General features: G+C 56.1%; 16 protein-coding genes. 13 read left to right on the plus strand and 3 right to left on the minus strand.

The genetic code is table 11. The features are described from left to right. Positions 1-211 precede the first annotated feature (211 nt). Entirely contained in the window at positions 212-1,174 is a 963-nt protein-coding gene (locus NO877_RS14995; protein WP_256397161.1) for a ParA family protein, read from the plus strand. After that, positions 1,171-1,719 carry a DUF7970 domain-containing protein gene (locus tag NO877_RS15000; protein WP_256397162.1) on the plus strand — a complete coding sequence of 183 codons (549 nt, stop codon included), beginning with the start codon at positions 1,171-1,173 and terminating at the stop codon, positions 1,717-1,719. The genes NO877_RS14995 and NO877_RS15000 overlap by 4 nt, the downstream gene beginning before the upstream one ends. A gap of 6 nt (positions 1,720-1,725) precedes the next feature. Here NO877_RS15000 and NO877_RS15005 read toward each other — a convergent pair whose 3' ends face one another. Continuing rightward, positions 1,726-4,644, minus strand: a complete 2,919-nt coding sequence (locus NO877_RS15005) for a PAS domain-containing protein (RefSeq protein ID WP_256397163.1) — start codon at positions 4,642-4,644, stop codon at positions 1,726-1,728. Positions 4,645-4,762: 118 nt separating this feature from the next. Between NO877_RS15005 and NO877_RS15010 the strand changes: the two genes are divergently transcribed. The 3 genes from NO877_RS15010 (at position 4,763) to NO877_RS15020 (ending at position 8,222) form a co-directional block, all read left to right on the plus strand. Further along, positions 4,763-5,398: a hypothetical protein gene (locus tag NO877_RS15010; protein WP_256397164.1), complete on the plus strand. Its 636-nt coding sequence runs from the start codon at positions 4,763-4,765 to the stop codon at positions 5,396-5,398. A gap of 158 nt (positions 5,399-5,556) precedes the next feature. Next, positions 5,557-6,264 (plus strand): rod-determining factor RdfA, encoded by a 708-nt coding sequence (gene rdfA, locus NO877_RS15015; RefSeq protein WP_256397165.1) that lies wholly within the window; start codon positions 5,557-5,559, stop codon positions 6,262-6,264. 101 nt (positions 6,265-6,365) lie between these two features. Then, the gene (locus tag NO877_RS15020) at positions 6,366-8,222 is read left to right on the plus strand and encodes an archaea-specific SMC-related protein (protein ID WP_256397166.1); all 1,857 of its coding nucleotides are present in this window, start codon (positions 6,366-6,368) and stop codon (positions 8,220-8,222) included. Positions 8,223-8,510: 288 nt separating this feature from the next. On the opposite strand, the gene NO877_RS15025 is transcribed toward NO877_RS15020, so the two are convergent. Then, positions 8,511-8,732, minus strand: coding sequence for a hypothetical protein (locus tag NO877_RS15025; protein ID WP_256397167.1), 222 nt, complete (start codon positions 8,730-8,732; stop codon positions 8,511-8,513). A 48-nt stretch (positions 8,733-8,780) separates the two neighbouring features. Here NO877_RS15025 and NO877_RS15030 point away from each other — a divergent pair, with 48 nt between their 5' ends. From NO877_RS15030 to NO877_RS15060, 7 genes are all read left to right on the plus strand, one after another. Continuing rightward, entirely contained in the window at positions 8,781-9,518 is a 738-nt protein-coding gene (locus tag NO877_RS15030; RefSeq protein ID WP_256397168.1) for a hypothetical protein, read from the plus strand. A gap of 7 nt (positions 9,519-9,525) precedes the next feature. Further along, the gene (locus tag NO877_RS15035) at positions 9,526-9,990 is read left to right on the plus strand and encodes a hypothetical protein (RefSeq protein ID WP_256397169.1); all 465 of its coding nucleotides are present in this window, start codon (positions 9,526-9,528) and stop codon (positions 9,988-9,990) included. Between the two features lie 157 nt (positions 9,991-10,147). After that, positions 10,148-10,885: a hypothetical protein gene (locus NO877_RS15040; protein WP_256397170.1), complete on the plus strand. Its 738-nt coding sequence runs from the start codon at positions 10,148-10,150 to the stop codon at positions 10,883-10,885. A gap of 8 nt (positions 10,886-10,893) precedes the next feature. Continuing rightward, positions 10,894-12,141 carry a DNA cytosine methyltransferase gene (locus NO877_RS15045; RefSeq protein ID WP_256397171.1) on the plus strand — a complete coding sequence of 416 codons (1,248 nt, stop codon included), beginning with the start codon at positions 10,894-10,896 and terminating at the stop codon, positions 12,139-12,141. A 56-nt stretch (positions 12,142-12,197) separates the two neighbouring features. Then, positions 12,198-12,506, plus strand: coding sequence for a PadR family transcriptional regulator (locus tag NO877_RS15050; RefSeq protein ID WP_256397172.1), 309 nt, complete (start codon positions 12,198-12,200; stop codon positions 12,504-12,506). Positions 12,507-12,508: 2 nt separating this feature from the next. Then, positions 12,509-12,739 (plus strand): hypothetical protein, encoded by a 231-nt coding sequence (locus tag NO877_RS15055; protein ID WP_256397173.1) that lies wholly within the window; start codon positions 12,509-12,511, stop codon positions 12,737-12,739. A 242-nt stretch (positions 12,740-12,981) separates the two neighbouring features. Further along, positions 12,982-14,613 carry an MBL fold metallo-hydrolase gene (locus tag NO877_RS15060; protein ID WP_303646978.1) on the plus strand — a complete coding sequence of 544 codons (1,632 nt, stop codon included), beginning with the start codon at positions 12,982-12,984 and terminating at the stop codon, positions 14,611-14,613. A 228-nt stretch (positions 14,614-14,841) separates the two neighbouring features. Here the strand turns inward: NO877_RS15060 and NO877_RS15065 are convergent, their stop codons facing one another. Then, positions 14,842-16,152, minus strand: coding sequence for an AAA family ATPase (locus NO877_RS15065; protein ID WP_256397175.1), 1,311 nt, complete (start codon positions 16,150-16,152; stop codon positions 14,842-14,844). Positions 16,153-16,990: 838 nt separating this feature from the next. Between NO877_RS15065 and NO877_RS15070 the strand changes: the two genes are divergently transcribed. Beyond that, positions 16,991-17,437 (plus strand): DUF7964 domain-containing protein, encoded by a 447-nt coding sequence (locus tag NO877_RS15070; protein WP_256397176.1) that lies wholly within the window; start codon positions 16,991-16,993, stop codon positions 17,435-17,437.

A 17,437-nucleotide genomic window follows, 5' to 3' on the forward strand; every position in this document is an offset into this window, starting at 1 on the left:
ACCGAGGATAGTGGAAGATCAATCTGTACGAGAGTCATGTTGGAGAATCCATTATGAACGCACAGTATGAACACCCATTGTGAACACCCATAACGAACAACCACCATTACGACTCTGTACCATCATACACACTGAACAGGAGGTGCTACAGTCACTAAGGTGATGTATGTCTTACGAACATTTATTACCCGCATGAACGATAACACGCACTATGGTCCTGCCATTAACCGTTTACAACCAGTCGGGTGGCCAAGCCAAATCGACGATCACCCGTGACCTCGCTGGCGCGTTCGCAGAACAGGAGCTGGACGTGCTCATCGTCGACTTCGACGCGCAAAACGGGAGCGTCTCGAACTACCTGGACCTCGACGAAGACAAGCACAACCCAGATGCCGACGACGTCACGCTCCATCTGATCGACCAAGGGAAAGGCCCGTTCGAGGATCTGATACGGAGTGTCGATGGGACCCAACACATCGATGTGATTCCGTCGCACAAACGATTCAACTCCGTCGACGACCGCCTCGACGACCACGCACAGTACCTCAAGTCGGGGAAGCCCGATGGGTGGGAGTACCCACGCTACAAGCGATTCCTCCAGATCCTCCAGCAGAACGACATCCAGAGCGAGTACGACGTGATTCTCGTTGACCCGAACGCAAAGGCCGACGAAGCACTCTACCTAGCCCTCTACGCCACCCGAAACATCCTGATCCCGGCCGTCCCCACTCGGGGTGGGTTCGAAAGCATCCAGGGGGTGAAAAACAGCACCGAGAACTTCGGCGATGCGATGGACATCACGATCACCAACGTCGGCGTCGTGCCCACGATGGTGAAGAAGTCCAAAAACATCCACCAGGAATACTCTCAGAAAATAAAGGAGACGTACCCCTCGCCAGTCTACTTCAAGAATCTGGGCGCGTACGAGAAGGCGGAGGACGAGTTCAACACGGTCTTCGACCATCTCAAAGGCCAGCGGATGCGCGATTACAACGCAGACATCATGCCGAAGTTCCGAACTCTCGCGGCATACATCGCACACCGGGCCGGTGCGGACCTACCGAACGGCGGTTGGGACGAAGACGAGCTGTTCCTTGGCGATGGCTTCTGGGGCGAGATCGACAGCTCCGAGTTAGCCGTCAAGGAGCCTGTCACGACGGAGGCCAGCCAATGAGCTTCGAGGACGGAAGCGAGCCGATGCAGGATCCGTTCAGCGAGGAGGAGGGTGGCGACGATACCGAGTTGGAACCGGACGAAGAAACAGAGCCCGTGGAAGACACGAGAGACGAGCAGAGCACGACCTCGGGAACAGAACAAGTAGGGACGCGAACAACCACCGCCGACCCCGCCCCGAAGGTGGAACAGGACTCGGCCCGCGGTAGAAACGTTCCAGAGCTTGGGGATGTCGACATTCTCCGACGCTACTCCCCGGAGGAGATAGCCCAGCTGCTCATGGATCGAGAGTACCACGAGGAAGACCCACAGGTCCCGTACGCGATGTGGAGAGACGGGACCTCGACCGGACGTAGCCGGACGACGATCGAACTAAACCCCGACCTCGACGACCTCGTGAAGACGGTGAGGCGAGAGTTCGAGAATCGCTACGACGCGGAGATCAACAAAGCAGACGTAAGAGAATTCGCCATGATCTACGGCCTGATGAACGCCGATGACCTGTTCGAAATGGCCGAGGAGTGGGGGCTTCAGTTCAACAGTTAGACGGCACTACTCTTTGTACGGTATCCGCGGCGAGTCCCCCCACAGGACCTTGTTCAGTTTCTCTTGACTCCGCCGAACCCGCTTCGAGAATCCCGACTGGGAAATCCCGAGTGACTCCGCAATCTCCGTCCCAGAGTCACCGCCGGTCAGGAAGTACCCACGCACGTACGCGGTGCGAAGTGTATCCAGTTCGATTTTCGTAAGGGTGTCACCAAGGATGGTGTTCCACGGGACCGTGTACGTAGACGAATTTGCCTCGTGGCAGTCGATCTTTGCGTTGGGGAAGAAGTCCTTAACTTCCTCGACAAATCGGGTCTGCGGCAGTTCAGGCGGCACTGTGTGTTTGAATCGGTAGCTCCCATCAGGCTTCGCGATTAACTCCCGAGCATTCATCCCATGCCCGCCGATTTTCGTCGGGATCGATTCACCGTCCACAGTCACCTCAAACAGAATCGGATCACCGTAAATCTCGTCGATATCCGTCACCCGTTCGTGAGACGAAGCCGCTTCAGCAAATTCACTCACGGAAATCGCCGAATCCGAGACACCGCAGTGGATGAGGTATGACCCCTCAGCGGTGGGAACGACATTGTGGACAAGCAGAGATGCCCCAAGCCGTTGAGCGATTAACGACAGCACACCCGTTTCTCCCCGCATATCGAATTCCATCTCGGTGGTTCCTTCGTTCATGAGACTGTGCTGCTGGCTGATCGAATTTAACGCGAAGCCGGTCAATAGACCAATCTCTGAAAGAACATCCACAGTCTGTGCGTCGAAGCGAGACGAGAGGGGGCTTTCAACCACCAGCACACCAAACCCGACCCCATCGTACGTGATCGGGACCGCAGCAACCGATCTGACTCCGTAATCGACCGACTCTTTCCGCCACGCAGGAGCGTTTTTCAGCCCCGATGCGATATTCGAAATCGCATCAGGCATCCCGGATGTCGAAACCTGCGCGGAGATGTGAGGTTGGTTGCTGTACAGATCGAAGTCCATCTCGTCCAGATACCAATCCGGAACACCAGACGACTCCATGGGGACGATCTCTTCGCGTTTTCGATCGGTGTAGCCGATCCACGCACCAAGGAAATCATCTATCTCGGTTAGGGAATCGACAACTGAAGCGTAGACCTCCGAGCGGGAGTCGGCACTCACAAGCGCGTGGTGAACTGCTCGCAGTTGCTCATTCAGGTCGTTTACATAATCCAGATGCTTCCGCTCGTTCCGCAGTTGCTTGTGCTTTTCACGAACAGATCTCACCTTCTCCGCCCGCGAAAGGGCAGATTCAACCGCTGTGGCGAATAGCTCAGCGATTTCGATATCGACCGGATCGAATTCCGACCCAGTACAATCAGAGAGTAGCAAGACGCCTTCATCACCTAACGGGACGATAATCTCACTCCCAACCCGATCACCCATACCGCCCCCCTCACCAGACAGCGTAACACCGTTGTAGATCTTGATTTGGCCATCGCGGTACGCCTCCCATGCGTTCGACCCGTCGGCCCCAAACGTGGGCTCAGTGACAACCCCCTCCGGCATCGGGCCAGACGAGCCCAACAATTGGAGCCTGACAGCATCCGAATCGAACTCGAACAACCCACACGAAGTGTAACCCAGTTCTTCAACCGCGGACTCGACAACCACTTGGGCGACATCAGACACGCCGTCGCGTTCGAGAAGGTCCGTTACGACGCTGTTGAGTGTTTTCAGACTGTCTTCATACTCAAGTTGTTCGCCGATGGGGCGGATAATCGTGTGTATGAAGTCGCTATCATCGATCCTCACCAGTTTCGAGTTGATACTAACAGGTACAGTCTCGCCCTGAGCCGTTTTCAAAATGATCGGCTCGCCATCGAAATATTCCTGGTGAGACCCCTCACCCCTGTCATAGATGTGGGAGAATAACTCCTCAGCACGGTCGCGATCTTTCTCTAAAGGCAGTTCATAGATACTCGTGCCCTCGAGTTGGAACGGCGTCTGATAGATATCACGTGCCGCCATGTTCGACTCTACGATCGTCCGGTCGGCTGGATCCACAACTAGAATTGGGTCCGGAGCGGCATTCAGTAGTTTACTGAACCGTTCCCGTTCAGTCTCCAGCTCACGCTGATACTCATACCGGCTGGAGACGTCTCGGACGACACAGATCAGCCAGCCCTCTGCGAGGCCCGTGAGAGAGACCTCCGTAGAGAACAAGGTCCCGTCTTCGCGACGGGCAGTCAACTCGCCCGCCCACTCACCCTCATCATCTACCTGTGGGAAGACCTCTTGTTCCAACCAATTCACCTCTTGAGGCCGGTAGCAGAGCTGCCACGTTTCTCCAAGGAAGTCATTAGGCCCGGTAAATCCGTAAATCTCAGCGTGGGCTTGATTCACGTAAACGTATTCCCCATCCGGGTTGAGAATCGCAATCCCGTCTTTCGCATTTTCGATCGCGTCGACTTGAACGTCGGCGATGTACTGGAGATAGTGCTTGCGTAACTCCTCGTTGATCTGGTTAAGCAGGACCCCATCAGAGGCCCCCTCCGTCGCCTTCGGGACGAAGGTCGTATGGGGTTCAGAAAGAATATCGCGCAACAACTCAGTATCGGAGTCCGCCGTCCAGAGAAGGAACGGGACCGGTCGGTCGATCGATCGGACGTCCGCAAGGAAATCCGCGCTGCTACTCGCAGGCACAGAAGAATTATCGACGATACAATCAACCTCTCCAGCTCGAACAGCATCAAGAGCCTCGTCATAGCTGTCGTGTCGCACCAGATCCCACAGTTGGTTCTCGGCAGCAGAAGCTAACCAACCACCACCTTCAGATTCACCGACAAGAACAACTGTCGATTCTGATATACTATCAATGGTGGCAGAATGTACCGTGTCAGAATGTACCGACGGAGAATCGCGGGACGTGGAGGCGGAGTTCTTCATAGTAGTCAGACCCTAAGCGGTAGTTCTTCAAATAACTATGGGGTTTATACTGTCGACCTGATTACGGGTGGAATATGATGAAGTCTGGCAACGGATTCGCAATCGGGGGTCAGCAGTAATGGAGGGCAGTGTTCTTATCGACGGCTCAACGGAGCGGCACCTTGCGCGGCTTGCGAGAGAATCAGGCTACTTCCAGCGTGAGTTCAACCCAGATCCCACCCGAACCATCCTCACTCAGGCAGGTATCAACTACGTCCCTATCCAGGACATCGAGATGGACACTGGTGAAATCGCGACGGTGTACAGCCTCGATCTGAACGGAGACTCGGAGAACAAGCTGGAGGAGGGCCTCATCTCCCACGGCAACACCGACGAAGCGTTCGCGACAGACTGGGCAGTCGACGCCAACCACGGGTACGACCACCTCACGTACTATTTCGATTCGCCCCCGACGAAGAACGACATCGAAAAGGCCCGGATCATTAACAAGGTCAAGCACGCAATCGAGATCGGGAAGCTCCAACAACAGTTCTCGTGTCGTAGCTGCGGGAAGAGGGTCCACTGGACGGATCTAATGCCGCCAACACCAGAACGTGAGAACGGCTACAAACAGCAGATAATCATGCTACGCGACCAACAGTGTAGCTGCTGTAACGACACCGACAACTTCGATCACATCGCCCACCCCAACGAAATAGACGAGTTCATCCAAGCACGGCCGGCGGATGTCATGGCGACAGCGCATGAGGAATAACTGACACAAGCCGACCAACCAACACCCACCCCAAACACACGAAAAACTGACAGACCGGAACCGGACCCACACCAAGATATTCACACCACCGGGTTGAAATACCCCCATATGTAATAGCCACGCCATTTTACACAAGCTTTGTATAGGAGTAAACCGTAGTGAATGGTAATATGGTGGGTTGCTGTAAGGTTGGGAAGGCTATCGACCGATACGACCTCAAAACCGACGTGGTAACTGGGGATCTGAATGACTACCTTCTAGCCCGGTGGAACGGGCATAACGAATTCCCGAAGACGGGGCTCCAGGAGCTAACGGATTACTTCAACCTCAGAATTCTCAAGAAGGTCTACACCGAGCACGATCGGAGGACCATCGAAACGCAGGTGGAATCCGACTATGAAGCCCTCACCGGGGATGACGAGATTGCGAAAGACGAGATAATCGCAGATCTGGAGCAAGATGGAATCGATGGAGAGCAGCTCGCGAGTGATTTCATCTCCAAGACAACGCTATACCGGCACTTCACCAACTGTCTGGAAGCGCAAAAGGAGTCCTCAGACGAGAAGACAGACTCGAACTGGGAAGCAGAGAGCATCCAGTACGCACTCAACAACGCACTCGACAATTCCCTCAAGGCGCTGAAGTCGTTAGAGAACAAGGGGAAAATCCCCCACGCGACGAAGGCAGAAGTGAGCGTGCCCCTGATGCTGTCCTGTCCGAAGTGTACGACGCGGGTCCGGTTCAAACGAGCTATCGATCGGGGCTACATCTGTAAGGAACACATGGGCGAAGATAGCGACTTCGCTGACGATGCCTCAGAAGATACCGCTGAGATGGAAGACGAGTTCCAGTCCTCGCCCGTATAGAAACCTTCCCAGCAGCCAACCAATCCACCTTCTACGGCGTTTTTAGGCAGTATATTGGGTAGGCTTTATTAGGAGAGACTCCTCACTATTCAATAACTACCATGTGGAAGCTTCAAGTCAAGAACATCGCCGGGATCAAATCGGGTACAGCGACGTTCAAGGAAGGCACAAACGTCGTACAGGCATCAAACTTTCAAGGCAAGTCGAGTCTCCTGAAGGCGATCCAAACGGTAATGGGGACTTCAGGCGTCGATGGTTCCCACCCCCTCACAGAAGGCCAAGATGAAGGATTCGCCGAGTTGGAAACCGACGACGGTACTTACCGAGTAGAGCTCAAGCGAGAAGGTGGGAGCGTCGTTCGGTCTGGGAACCCGTACCTGACTGAAGAGACAGATGTCACCTGCGCTCACCACTTCGCATTCCTCGGTGAGAACAACCCAGTCCGAGCCGCGGTGAGAGATCCGACCCCCGATGGTGACGAGCGGCTGACGGAGCTTTTGATGGAGCCGCTCGACGTCGACAAGATCGATGCTAAGATCGCCCAGCTCCAGAGCGAACGGAACAGCATCGAAAGCGAGATCGATGAAGCTGAGCGGGCGAACAAGAAACTTCCCAAAGCGCAGGAAGAAGTCACGAGACTTGAGAAAGAGCTTGAGGAAGCCCGAGAGCGCAAAGACGAGTTAGAAGACCAGGTAGACGAAGACAGCGAGCAAAAGGAACTCAGCAGCAAACTGAGCGACAAGCGGTCGCGTCTGAACAATACGAGAAACACAATCCAGAAGCTCGAATCGCGGATCGAACGCAAGAAGTCCAATCTCGAAGACAAACAGGACGAGCTGGACGAACTGGAGATCCCATCCGAGCCCAAGATCAACACGGACATCAACGAGAAAGAGGAGCGAATCGATGAGTTAGATCTTCAGATCGATCTCCTTCGGAGAGTCCACAGTGCGAACAAGCAGGTCCTCGACGAAGACGCAGTCGACCTTGTGACCGATGTCGAACACGGCATCGAAGGAGACAATATCGTCTGCTGGCTGTCGGGCGACAAGACCACCGCCGACGAGATCGAAGAACGGCTGGACCAGCTCAACGAAAAGCGACTCGAGCTCCGAGAGGAGAAGTCCGAACTCGAACAAGAAGTCGACGAGTTCGAAAGCAAAAAACGGACGATTCGGTCGAAAAAGCGAAAACGAGACAACCTCGAAGACGAGATCGGCAACCTCAAACTGGACATCCAAGAGGATGAACAGGAACTCAAACAGGCCCGTGAGCGTGTCGAGGACCTCCAAGAAGACATCGACGAACTGGAAAGTCAGTACGAGGAGGCCCAAGACGATCTTAACGAGGAGCTAACCGAGGTTCGCACAGAGATCGGCTCTCTGAAAACGAAACTCGAGAATGCCCGAGAAAAGCTCGAACGGCTTGATGAAACCGCCGGAAAAACCGACAATCTGGAAGACGAGCTCGAAACGATCAAAGACGAGATCGTGAACCTTCGCGAACGCCGCAACCAGAAGCACGAGGAAGTCGTCGATCGCTTCGAGACGGCGATGAAGAACATGCTCAAGCAGTTCGACCCCGGATTCGAGATGCTGCGTCTTGACCGGAGTGTCACCGATGACGGGTCGACCAAAGCCTTCGAACTCGTCGTCCTGCGAGACGGGCGCGAAACGTCGGTCGCAAACCTCAGCGAAGGTGAAGTCGAACTTATCGGCTTCGTGACCGCGCTCGCAGCGCACCAGGCGTTTGATGTCGACGAGATCGTCCCCGCTATTCTCGTGGACGGGGTCGGGCAGCTCGCCGCCGAGCACATCAAGGGTCTCACCGAATTCCTAGAGGGTGCGAGTGAGATGCTCATCACCACCGCCTACCCCGAGGCAGGCGACTTCGGTGGCCACACCCTCACCCCAGACGAGTGGGATGTGGTCTCTAACGAAGAGATGCGAGTCGTATAGGCAAACACTCCATTTTCCGGCCGTTAAACAACCTTTATACCCCCTTACGCGCTGATTTAGAGGTAGATAGCAAAGTCGGAAGGCACTTTGGAACGCCCTAAGTCCGTTTCAAAGACGAATACTCCGTTATACAACAACCACATGGGAACCAACACGACAGAGGAGAGCCACTATCAGGAGCTATCGATAGAAGAACGCGCACAACGGCGATTGGACAGACAGCACCGGTACACACAGCGGTATCTCGCGGTGGGTAGCATCTGTGGAGTGGGCTTGGTTCTTCCCCTGTTAGTACAGAATCCGGTCCTCGGTGTTGCCGGGTTCTGTGCCCTCACGATCGCAGGCCTCACGAGCATCCCAGGGATGGCCCATTCGAGTAAGCCAACATTTGCGCTTATCACCCTCGGCATGTGGACAGGTGGGTTCCTCGCGTTCGTTCTCGCCCTCCTGTACGTCGTGTTCGCCGATCTCCTTACCCTCGCCATGACCGGCGCTGTATAGCCCAGCCAATCCGCAAGGGAGCCGCGAGTTGTTTTTATCCCCCGAATGTAGTGAGGGATGACTTACGAGACGTCGGAATCTACGAAAGATGTTGAGGCAGTTGAACAGGCGCATGATGAACTCGCTACCGAACACGGCCGCGATAACGTCCTCGTGATGGAGGGTTCGGAGGGAGAAATTGTCGCTCTCATCGGCGACCAGATGGGTTTCGTCGAGCCGAACGATATCCAGACCTACGAGTACGTTCAGTCGCGCGTTCCGGATCACGGCCATCAGATCATTCGCGAACACCGGGGATCCGTCCTACAGGAAGTGATGAAGCTGGTGGACGGTGAGTTGAAGTACCAGCGTTCGGAGGTCCGAGAGACGTACAACAGTGAAATCGTCCTCTGTTGTACCGGGTGTGAGGAGACGTTCGCCCATCTCGGGGAAGCCACTGAGCACGTTCAAAAAGCGAAGGACGGAGAACTCGACACCGGAGTCCCTTCCGTGATCGTCACGGAGCCGGTCTTTCCGGACCTCGACGCCAACACCTCTCGATGGGCCACCTGCGAACTCAAGTGGGACGGCTCGGAGGAAGTCTTCGTCAACGAACAAGCGGATGTACAGTGGGAGATCGATGAAGACGCCGTCGACGACTCGACGTACCGGGTCAAGGATTCCGATGAGAAACACAGCTGCCTCTCCGACGCGATGCACGCGGCCCTCGAGGAAGCAGGCCACGAGATCGCAGAGCCCAAAGTGGAATTCCGACCGTCTGATACCGAAACGCCCGAGTGGGGCGGACACGCCTAATACAGAAATGACCACTAGAGAACGAGAAACCACCGAGCCACGCAGTTTCACACCGATCACCGAACACCCACTCCCGTTTAGCGACGGGCTCAGCGACTTCCTCGAGAGCCACCCACAATTCGACGCTGACGATGACGTCGGCGTCGACGAGCTCCACGAGGAGTACACGACGACGCTCGCAGACAACGGGTACTGGAGAGTGTTCCGCGTCGATCTGTACGGCTACAGCGACTGGGTGTATGTGTGGCATTCTGAGTTCGGCGACGGCCTGAAGATCCCGACGGGAGAGTGGCGATTCGGGAACTTTGCCGAAGTCTTCGCTCTCTTACTCAGTGACGAGCCGGGGACGATCGACGACCACACCGGAGACGGCTGTCCGTACTGCCAAGGCACCCTCAGTTCCAGCCTCCAACAGTCCGGGTCACACAAGCAGACCTGTACCCGCTGTGGGCGATCGCGAATAATCGGATAGCACAATGCCGTCACCGAAGTATCTACGAGGCACGCCACGGTTCGATAGAAACCACTGGCCCCAGACATGGACCCCAAAATGGCGATACCAAGTGGCGGATTACTTCTGTGGCAGAGGCGGTGTCGGAATTGCCCTCGATAAGTGGCTCCCCCGGCACATGTACTTCGGCGTCGATATCGAACCGTATGGAGACGACTACCCCGGACAGTTCCTCCAAGCAGATCTGATCAGCCCGTTCACCAGCCAGCACAGAGACTCCTCAGAGACCAACCTTCCCTTCTCAGGGACCATCGCCGACGTCGCGTGGGTCAGCTGGCCATGTACGGCCTACTCGAGTCTCTCAGCCACGCACTACGGGTCAAAGGAGGCCGCCCTCGAAGAGAACCCACGAATCCCCGATGCGTTCCGCGAGTGGCTTCTTGACAACCACGCGCACTACGTGCTGGAGAACGTTCCGCGAGCGACCGCCATCGGCGACCTCGACGCCAACTGCCGAGTGAACGGACTCGCCTTCGGCGAACCCTACAGCATGACCCGACATTTCGAGACGACCTTCGATGTGCCAGATGCGTACATCCAAGGAAATCCCGACCTCGCGATCGACACCCGAGGTGACCAATCGGTAAAGGAGCTCGCAGAGGCCAAGGGCGTCCCCGACTCGTGGAGCGGAAGAAAGCAAGACGTGCGCTCAGCGATACCCTGGCAGTACGTTTGGTGGATCCTCGGTCACTGTCCCGCCATCGAGATCCCCATCCCCAAGACGAAGAACCGATCAGTCGCAGAGTGGGGGGACGGCGTCGGCCACTACCTACGATACCCATCCGACCGTCTCGGAGGGACAGATCACACAGCAGACGACGAACTGAGCAGCGGCCCGCGCGGAGAAGTACGATAACACCAACTATGTGTCCACATTTTGAAGGTCCTGAGGACGCCCCAACAGCAGCGGATCTGTTCGCCGGCTGCGGTGGGATGACCTGGGGGCTCATGAGCGGCGGCTTCCGAGTCGTTGCGGCATGGGAGAAGGCAGACATGCCGCGGGTGACGTATCACCAGCACCATTGCGAGGCCAACAACATCGCCCTACACCGAGACGCGACCGACGTCGACGCTTCGAAGCTCCCCGACGATCTCGATCTCTTGGCCGGCGGCCCACCCTGTAAGGGATTCTCCTCCGCACAAGGCGAAACGAACACAGAGGATCCCCGGAACAGATTGGCGTTTTCCATGGTGGACTGGGCGGCGGCTGTGAACCCGAAGCTGGTCCTGATCGAAAACGTCACCGGACTCTACCACTCCCACCGAGACACGCTCACCGAGCTCACAGACGCCCTCGAAGATGTCGGCTACCAAGTCAAGCTACTCACCCTCAACGCTGTGAACTACGGAGTCCCCCAGACCCGCAAGCGGCTATTCATCCTCGGGGTTCGCGATGACATCACCCCACCGGACCAGTGGGAACCCCCGCGAGTCTGTAACGAAGGCCAGCAACGGCTGACGGACATCAACGGCGGGAACTGGCTCGAAGGATACACCACGGCTTACGAGGCGCTCAGCGACCTCCCAGAGCCTCTCAAAAGCCAGCCCGCAAAAGACGACCCGATACACCATACACTCGCGGAGCGGTTCCGCACGCACGATAACGCATACACCCGAACCCGTGTCGATCCCGGAACCGTCTCTGCCCCAGTCACTCGCGACGGCGAAGACGTTTGGATCCCGACGAACCACAAGCACCAGGACCACAGTCGGTCGCACCGTGAGAAGATGGCCGAGTACGAACTCGGGAAGTCCGGCCCGCCGACAACCGCCCGCCGGCTCGACCCCGAGAAGCCGGCCCCGACAATGACCCACTCCGATGGGACACCACCCGTCCACTACATCGGGAAGACCCCCTCAAATGACGGGAGCGTCGACGAGGTCCGCCGGCTCACCGTGCGCGAGGTCGCCCGTATCCAGACGTTCATTGACCCGTTCACGTTCGCCGGCACGAAGACAGAACAGTACGAGATGGTTGCGAACGCAGTCCCACCAGTCTTAGCGAGCAACATCGCGACGCACCTCCGTACGAACATCCTCTCAACCACCCCAGAACAGATCACTCCCGCGACCACCGCATCGTCGAAAAAGTCGGCGAAGGCGAACGAGTAAGAAAGTCAATCTGACCGAAGTGTTTTAACCACATACCAGCGAACCGTTCTTTTGCGATGGAAGAACTAACCTCCTTCCAGCGAGACATCCTGCATGTCATCGCTGGATTGGACCGCCCGCACGGACTGGCTGTCAAGCACGAGCTCGAAGACTACTACGGCAAGGACGTCAACCATGGTCGGCTGTACCCGAACATGGATCAACTCAGCGAACAGGGCCTCGTCGACAAGTCGAAGCGAGACGAGCGGTCGAACATCTACGTGATCACAGAACTGGGCAAGGAGATGCTGGCCGTTCGGCATCACTGGCAGAAGTCGTACTTCCAGCCCAGCGCGAAGCTCAACGCCGCCGTCCGGAGTGACTGACGATGTCGTTTCAAGAGAGCAAGACCGCGATCAGTGACCGGCTACTCGACCTGACCAAGGCAATCGACCACGAAAACGAAGCCGCCCGGCTTCAGTGTGGAGCACTCGCTGGCGCTCTTGTCGGCGGCTGGTCGATCGCCGCAAGCATCGAATTCGGATACAGCCCGCTCGTCGGCGCGTCCATCCTCACCATCGGCGTGATGGCTGGTCTCGCAGCGAGGATCATGCTGTGAAGAGTCTACCACAACGCTAACACCCCCAAATTAGAGCAACGCCCCGGCGGCTATGAGTTGTAACGCTGTTGCGGTTTTAGAACGTGACTGCCGGAATCGACGGCTAAAAACTCACACTGGGAGAGAGATTTTTAGCTCTCAGGGTGGGGTGATAGAAGTTGAATTGCTGATCTGACCCAAATGGGTTTATAATTGGTCCGTGAAGGTTAGATCAGTCAGCAGGACGTGACTATCCACAGATCATGAATATCAAATGCCAATACGCGAACCGGTCGAAGACGAGTGTACTCCTTACCGTTGAGGGGGTTCTCCAAGGACAGTCGGTGAACCTCCTTGTCGACCCCGGCCCAGGGGTCGATGTTGACGGGTTGCTCGGTCAGGACGAATACCTGACTGGGATCCTGCTCACCCACCTCCACATGGACCACTACGCCACGCTGGGTGAGAACATGCGAGATGGTGCGCCCGTATACACCTCTCAGACAAACATTGACCTCCTCGACGTCGCCGTCGACGACGCGAACAACTTTGTGGACACCGCCATCGACAAGTCAGAGATCAAACGCTCTGCCACCCCGGTGGACGACGGCGTTACCATTGGCGGGAAGATCGATATCACTGCCGTTCCAGCTGGGCACACGCCCGGCGCGATCGGATTTTACCTCGAGCTATCGAGCGGCGGGGAAACTGAATCCATCCTCATCACGGGTGATTTCACCCGGCGGCCAGTTGCCGGATATCCCGGTCTCCCACCTGTAGACGCCGATCTCGTTGTTCTGACAGGCGCAACAGAGGCAGACTTTGAGGACAACCTCACGGAGGCCGTCGCAACGACAATCCGACAGGGCCTCTCCGGTTCGCCCGCCCTTGTGACGGCTACAGCACTGAACGCCGTCCACTTCGCAACAGTGCTCGGAACGGCGATTGAAGAGGGCGACTTCGAGATGGGCGTGTCCGTCGTCGGGAAGGCCGCGAAGATGCTCGATAAACTCGGCCTCAACCCGCCTCATGTGACTGCGATCCCGAAGTACGCCCCAGAGACCGTCCTTTCCGAGAATCCAATCACGATCACCGGGCCGGACTTACCTACCGAAGGAGGTGCGAAGAAGCTCTTCAGGCAGATCAAAGACGATCCGAACGCTGGGGCCATTCTCCTGAGTGGTGACGAGGAAGCAGACATCGGTTCCTACAACTGTACTCTCAACCAGTTTCGGTTCAGCAATCACCCCACGGAGACCGCCGTCGACGAGTACATCGAACTCGTGAACCCGAGAGAGATCTACCTCACTCATCAGAAAGGGTCGGAACTCCGGCGATACCGGGACAAGTACAGTGCGATCGTCTGGGCACCCAGAGAGCGCAAGTGCTACACCCTGTACCGCAACGGCGAGTGGATCGCCCCCTTCTGGGTCAAAGACAAGGCGGCAAAACACCTCCTCAAGACGACACAGGAGCGATCGAACATCGAGTTCCGCTCCACTGGGGGCCACGCGCTGGACGCCCCTGACGGCGTCAGTCTCGCCGCTGAGGGGCTCGACATGAGCTCGATCACCTTCTCCAAGCCATCCCACCCCGTGGATGCGAAGTACAACACAACGTCCGGCGCGGAGCCGAAACCGGTCCGGACCGACGGGGCCGTCGCGGAAGCACCAACTCCCGAGAACACCCCACCAGCTCCGAAATCCGAAAGGGTCCTGGAAATAGAGTCGGCGATCGCGCACCTCGAGGAGCTCAAAGAAGAGATCACCGACGACACAACAGTCGCGACAGTCGAGAAGGTGACCAGCAAGCACGTCCTACTCAGGCCGATCAACGGCGGGACAGAAGGCATCACCGCCGGGGACACCATCGAAATTGGCCGTAGTAGAAGCTGACAGGCCCGAACCCGGAGCCACAGACAACAGTGGCATGAATAAACAGGGGGGCCAATGAATAATGGAACCAGCCAGGAACACTGAAAAACGATGTGGGGGGTCAATGAATAATGGATGTGGGAAAGAACACTGGAAAAACGGTGTGGGGGGTCAATGAATAATGGATGTGGGAAAGAACACTGGAAAAACGGTGTGGGGGGTCAATGAATAATGGAACGGTGAGACCCGTTAGTTGTAGAACTCGTTCAGTTTCGTATCCACGACCGAGGATATCAGTTCACGATCATCGAGCAAGTCGTGAATGCTACTGTCGTTCTCAGAGAGAGTCTCCACAAGTAATTCCGAAGAACGAGCCATTTTGATCTGGCGGTAAACACCGGTCGAAACCCCCTTGCTAGCATGTGAAGTCTCGATTAGACCGCCCTGTTCGAACTCGTCAACATACCGAGAGAGCGTCGGTTGTGATTTCTCAGAGAACTCAGTTATATCGCACATGAACGAGTACACTTGCTGCATGACAGGATTCGGGACAGAGTCAATCGGATCACTAGACCAAGCGTGGACAGCCGCCGTCGCGAACAGAACGAGTTTCTTCCCACTGCTGTAGCCATTTGCCTGCTCAAGCAGGCGATCGCGCTCGACCTCTTCTTGAGCCCGGTCGACGTGGTGTTTGTATACTTTCTCGGCGTCCTCATCGAGTGCTAGCGCCCCCGCGGTGCGGAGTAGGTCAACAGCCTTCCGAGCATCGCCGTGGTCTTGTGCCGCGAGAGCCGCCACATACGGGATGACGTCGTCCGAAAGGACACCCTCAACGAAAGCATCTTCACGGCGGTACAGAATCTGCCTCAGCTGGTTCGCGTCATAATCGGAGAAGACGATATCTCGGGGGTTAAACGAACTATCAACCCGTGGATCGAGCTCCTCGACGAAGTCGGGAGCGTTCGTGATTGCGATGACTCCCAACGTCTCGATATCTGTGAGATCCTCCGCGCGCGAAAGCTGGTACAGGAGAGACGAATAAGCCGGTTCATCTGTGTTGTCGACCGGATTCACCAAGTGATCGACCTCGTCGACGATGACCAACGAGGCATCGAAATTCTCCTCGAGTCGCTTGAAGAATTCCTTGAGAACCTTCTGAGTCGATTTTCCCTGAACGGTGATCGAGCCCGCTTCTGGGGGGAGAGATTCAGCAAGTTCGACGGCGGCCTGATAATTCGTATTCAGCCACTGGCAGTTGAGCTCGATTACAGCCAGAGACTTTCCAGATTCGGCAAGGACAGTCTGAAACTCGCTCGCAACACGGTGAGTGATCAGCGACTTCCCAGTGCCGCTTGGCCCATAGACGAGTATATCGGGCGGAGTATCGCCAGTCTTGAGCGACTGAAGCAGCGTGACGTACGACTGAATTTGCTCTTCACGACCCACAATACGATCCTCGTCCACGATGCGGGACGTGGAGAGCAGCTTGCGATTTCGGAATATGGCCGGCTCTTCAGTCCGGACCATATCACCAATAGAAAGATTGCCTGATCCTGTCATTGGAAACTACCTTACAGGGGAGGGGTTAAAAAGATATCCCCCTGTGAATATCTAAATACACTGTTTACAAGCCCTCTATCACACTATTAGGGCGATTTAGCCCGCCAGAGACACAGAGACGGATGAATAGTGGACGGAAAGCGTTCGGTCAAAAGGACGGACAAGGATTGTGTGGCCTAACTACCCATCAAACATTTGAAACACAGAATTGCCACCCGATCTCGAGATCACCACAGTCCAATCACGCAGATTATCGGTAAGGGTGGGGGGAGGGGGTCTATGAATAATGGATCGGGCTCAGAAGGTGTCCCCCTCACGGGAGATAACGACCAGAAAACACGGGAGATACCACGAGAGAGACACCGTAGCTACAGTCCACGGGAGAAGACAGAAGTCGATCTCACGGTGGTTCGGTCCTGTCAAACACCAATCGCGTTGTCTACTACACAACTTGATTATTTCCCATCGCGGATATGGTTAGCGTGTATCCTATATAAAACCCTCAGTTTTAAAGATAGGATCTTGGATATGAGGGTTTGGGAGGTCATGGAGCGAGTTATCGGCGTTTGACGGGGTCTAGCGGGAGATTCTGGCGACCCCCCCACCCCACCTTTTGGGCCGCTTCCATTATTCATAGACCCCCCCTCTCCCCCTCCTATACCAACATCCGATTCCGGAACCGAGTACTAGTCTTGGCGAGTGTAGAAACAATCAACAGAGAGAAACTAACCGACATCTGGTCGTGGCGCTCCGTCCAACGTGAGTTCGCTGTCTCTTCCGCCCCTACGTGTGGAACTACACCACAAACCGTATAGGAGCAAGCAACGAGTTCCGTCCTATGCTCTCAAGCCTACCGGCCCGCCCCCTGTCTGTTGACGAGCTCCAGTCTCTCCATAGGAGCGGCTCACTTGTCGCTGCCGCACCGATCAATGTTGTACTCGATCCGGACCAGGACCGCTCGCGATCGCTGGTCGTAAGCGCCGTTCTAGCCACCGAATCCTATGTCGTTGGCGTCAGCTACGATCCCGCCAAGCAGACTTGGAACAAGGTCATACAGAAAGAAAACAGACCAGACTCCGAGAAGGGACCAGATGGAACTGTCGAAAGCGTCGTCATGGAGGTCGAGGACGCACTCGAGCAAGAGGCAGAGCGGTTGGAAGAAGATGACGAGGTGGGTGAGATCTTCGATAGTGACGTGGAGGGTGGGGTTAATGCCGACTACCGGGATGGGACCGAGCTGAACAAAGTTCTTCAAAAACAGTACGACGAATACACGCAAGAGTGA

The organism is Halohasta litorea (assembly GCF_024494645.1).
Classification (GTDB): domain Archaea; phylum Halobacteriota; class Halobacteria; order Halobacteriales; family Haloferacaceae; genus Halohasta; species Halohasta litorea.

What these genes read in the sequence shown, in the direction of transcription:
- NO877_RS14995 (WP_256397161.1), top strand. Translation starts at nt 212, where the DNA reads ATGGTCCTGCCATTAACCGTTTACAACCAGTCGGGTGGCCAAGCCAAA.
- NO877_RS15000 (WP_256397162.1), top strand. Translation starts at nt 1,171, where the DNA reads ATGAGCTTCGAGGACGGAAGCGAGCCGATGCAGGATCCGTTCAGCGAG.
- NO877_RS15005 (WP_256397163.1), bottom strand. Translation starts at nt 4,644, where the DNA reads ATGAAGAACTCCGCCTCCACGTCCCGCGATTCTCCGTCGGTACATTCT.
- NO877_RS15010 (WP_256397164.1), top strand. Translation starts at nt 4,763, where the DNA reads ATGGAGGGCAGTGTTCTTATCGACGGCTCAACGGAGCGGCACCTTGCG.
- NO877_RS15020 (WP_256397166.1), top strand. Translation starts at nt 6,366, where the DNA reads ATGTGGAAGCTTCAAGTCAAGAACATCGCCGGGATCAAATCGGGTACA.
- NO877_RS15030 (WP_256397168.1), top strand. Translation starts at nt 8,781, where the DNA reads ATGACTTACGAGACGTCGGAATCTACGAAAGATGTTGAGGCAGTTGAA.
- NO877_RS15035 (WP_256397169.1), top strand. Translation starts at nt 9,526, where the DNA reads ATGACCACTAGAGAACGAGAAACCACCGAGCCACGCAGTTTCACACCG.
- NO877_RS15040 (WP_256397170.1), top strand. Translation starts at nt 10,148, where the DNA reads ATGTACTTCGGCGTCGATATCGAACCGTATGGAGACGACTACCCCGGA.
- NO877_RS15045 (WP_256397171.1), top strand. Translation starts at nt 10,894, where the DNA reads ATGTGTCCACATTTTGAAGGTCCTGAGGACGCCCCAACAGCAGCGGAT.
- NO877_RS15050 (WP_256397172.1), top strand. Translation starts at nt 12,198, where the DNA reads ATGGAAGAACTAACCTCCTTCCAGCGAGACATCCTGCATGTCATCGCT.
- NO877_RS15055 (WP_256397173.1), top strand. Translation starts at nt 12,509, where the DNA reads ATGTCGTTTCAAGAGAGCAAGACCGCGATCAGTGACCGGCTACTCGAC.
- NO877_RS15060 (WP_303646978.1), top strand. Translation starts at nt 12,982, where the DNA reads ATGAATATCAAATGCCAATACGCGAACCGGTCGAAGACGAGTGTACTC.
- NO877_RS15065 (WP_256397175.1), bottom strand. Translation starts at nt 16,152, where the DNA reads ATGACAGGATCAGGCAATCTTTCTATTGGTGATATGGTCCGGACTGAA.
- NO877_RS15070 (WP_256397176.1), top strand. Translation starts at nt 16,991, where the DNA reads ATGCTCTCAAGCCTACCGGCCCGCCCCCTGTCTGTTGACGAGCTCCAG.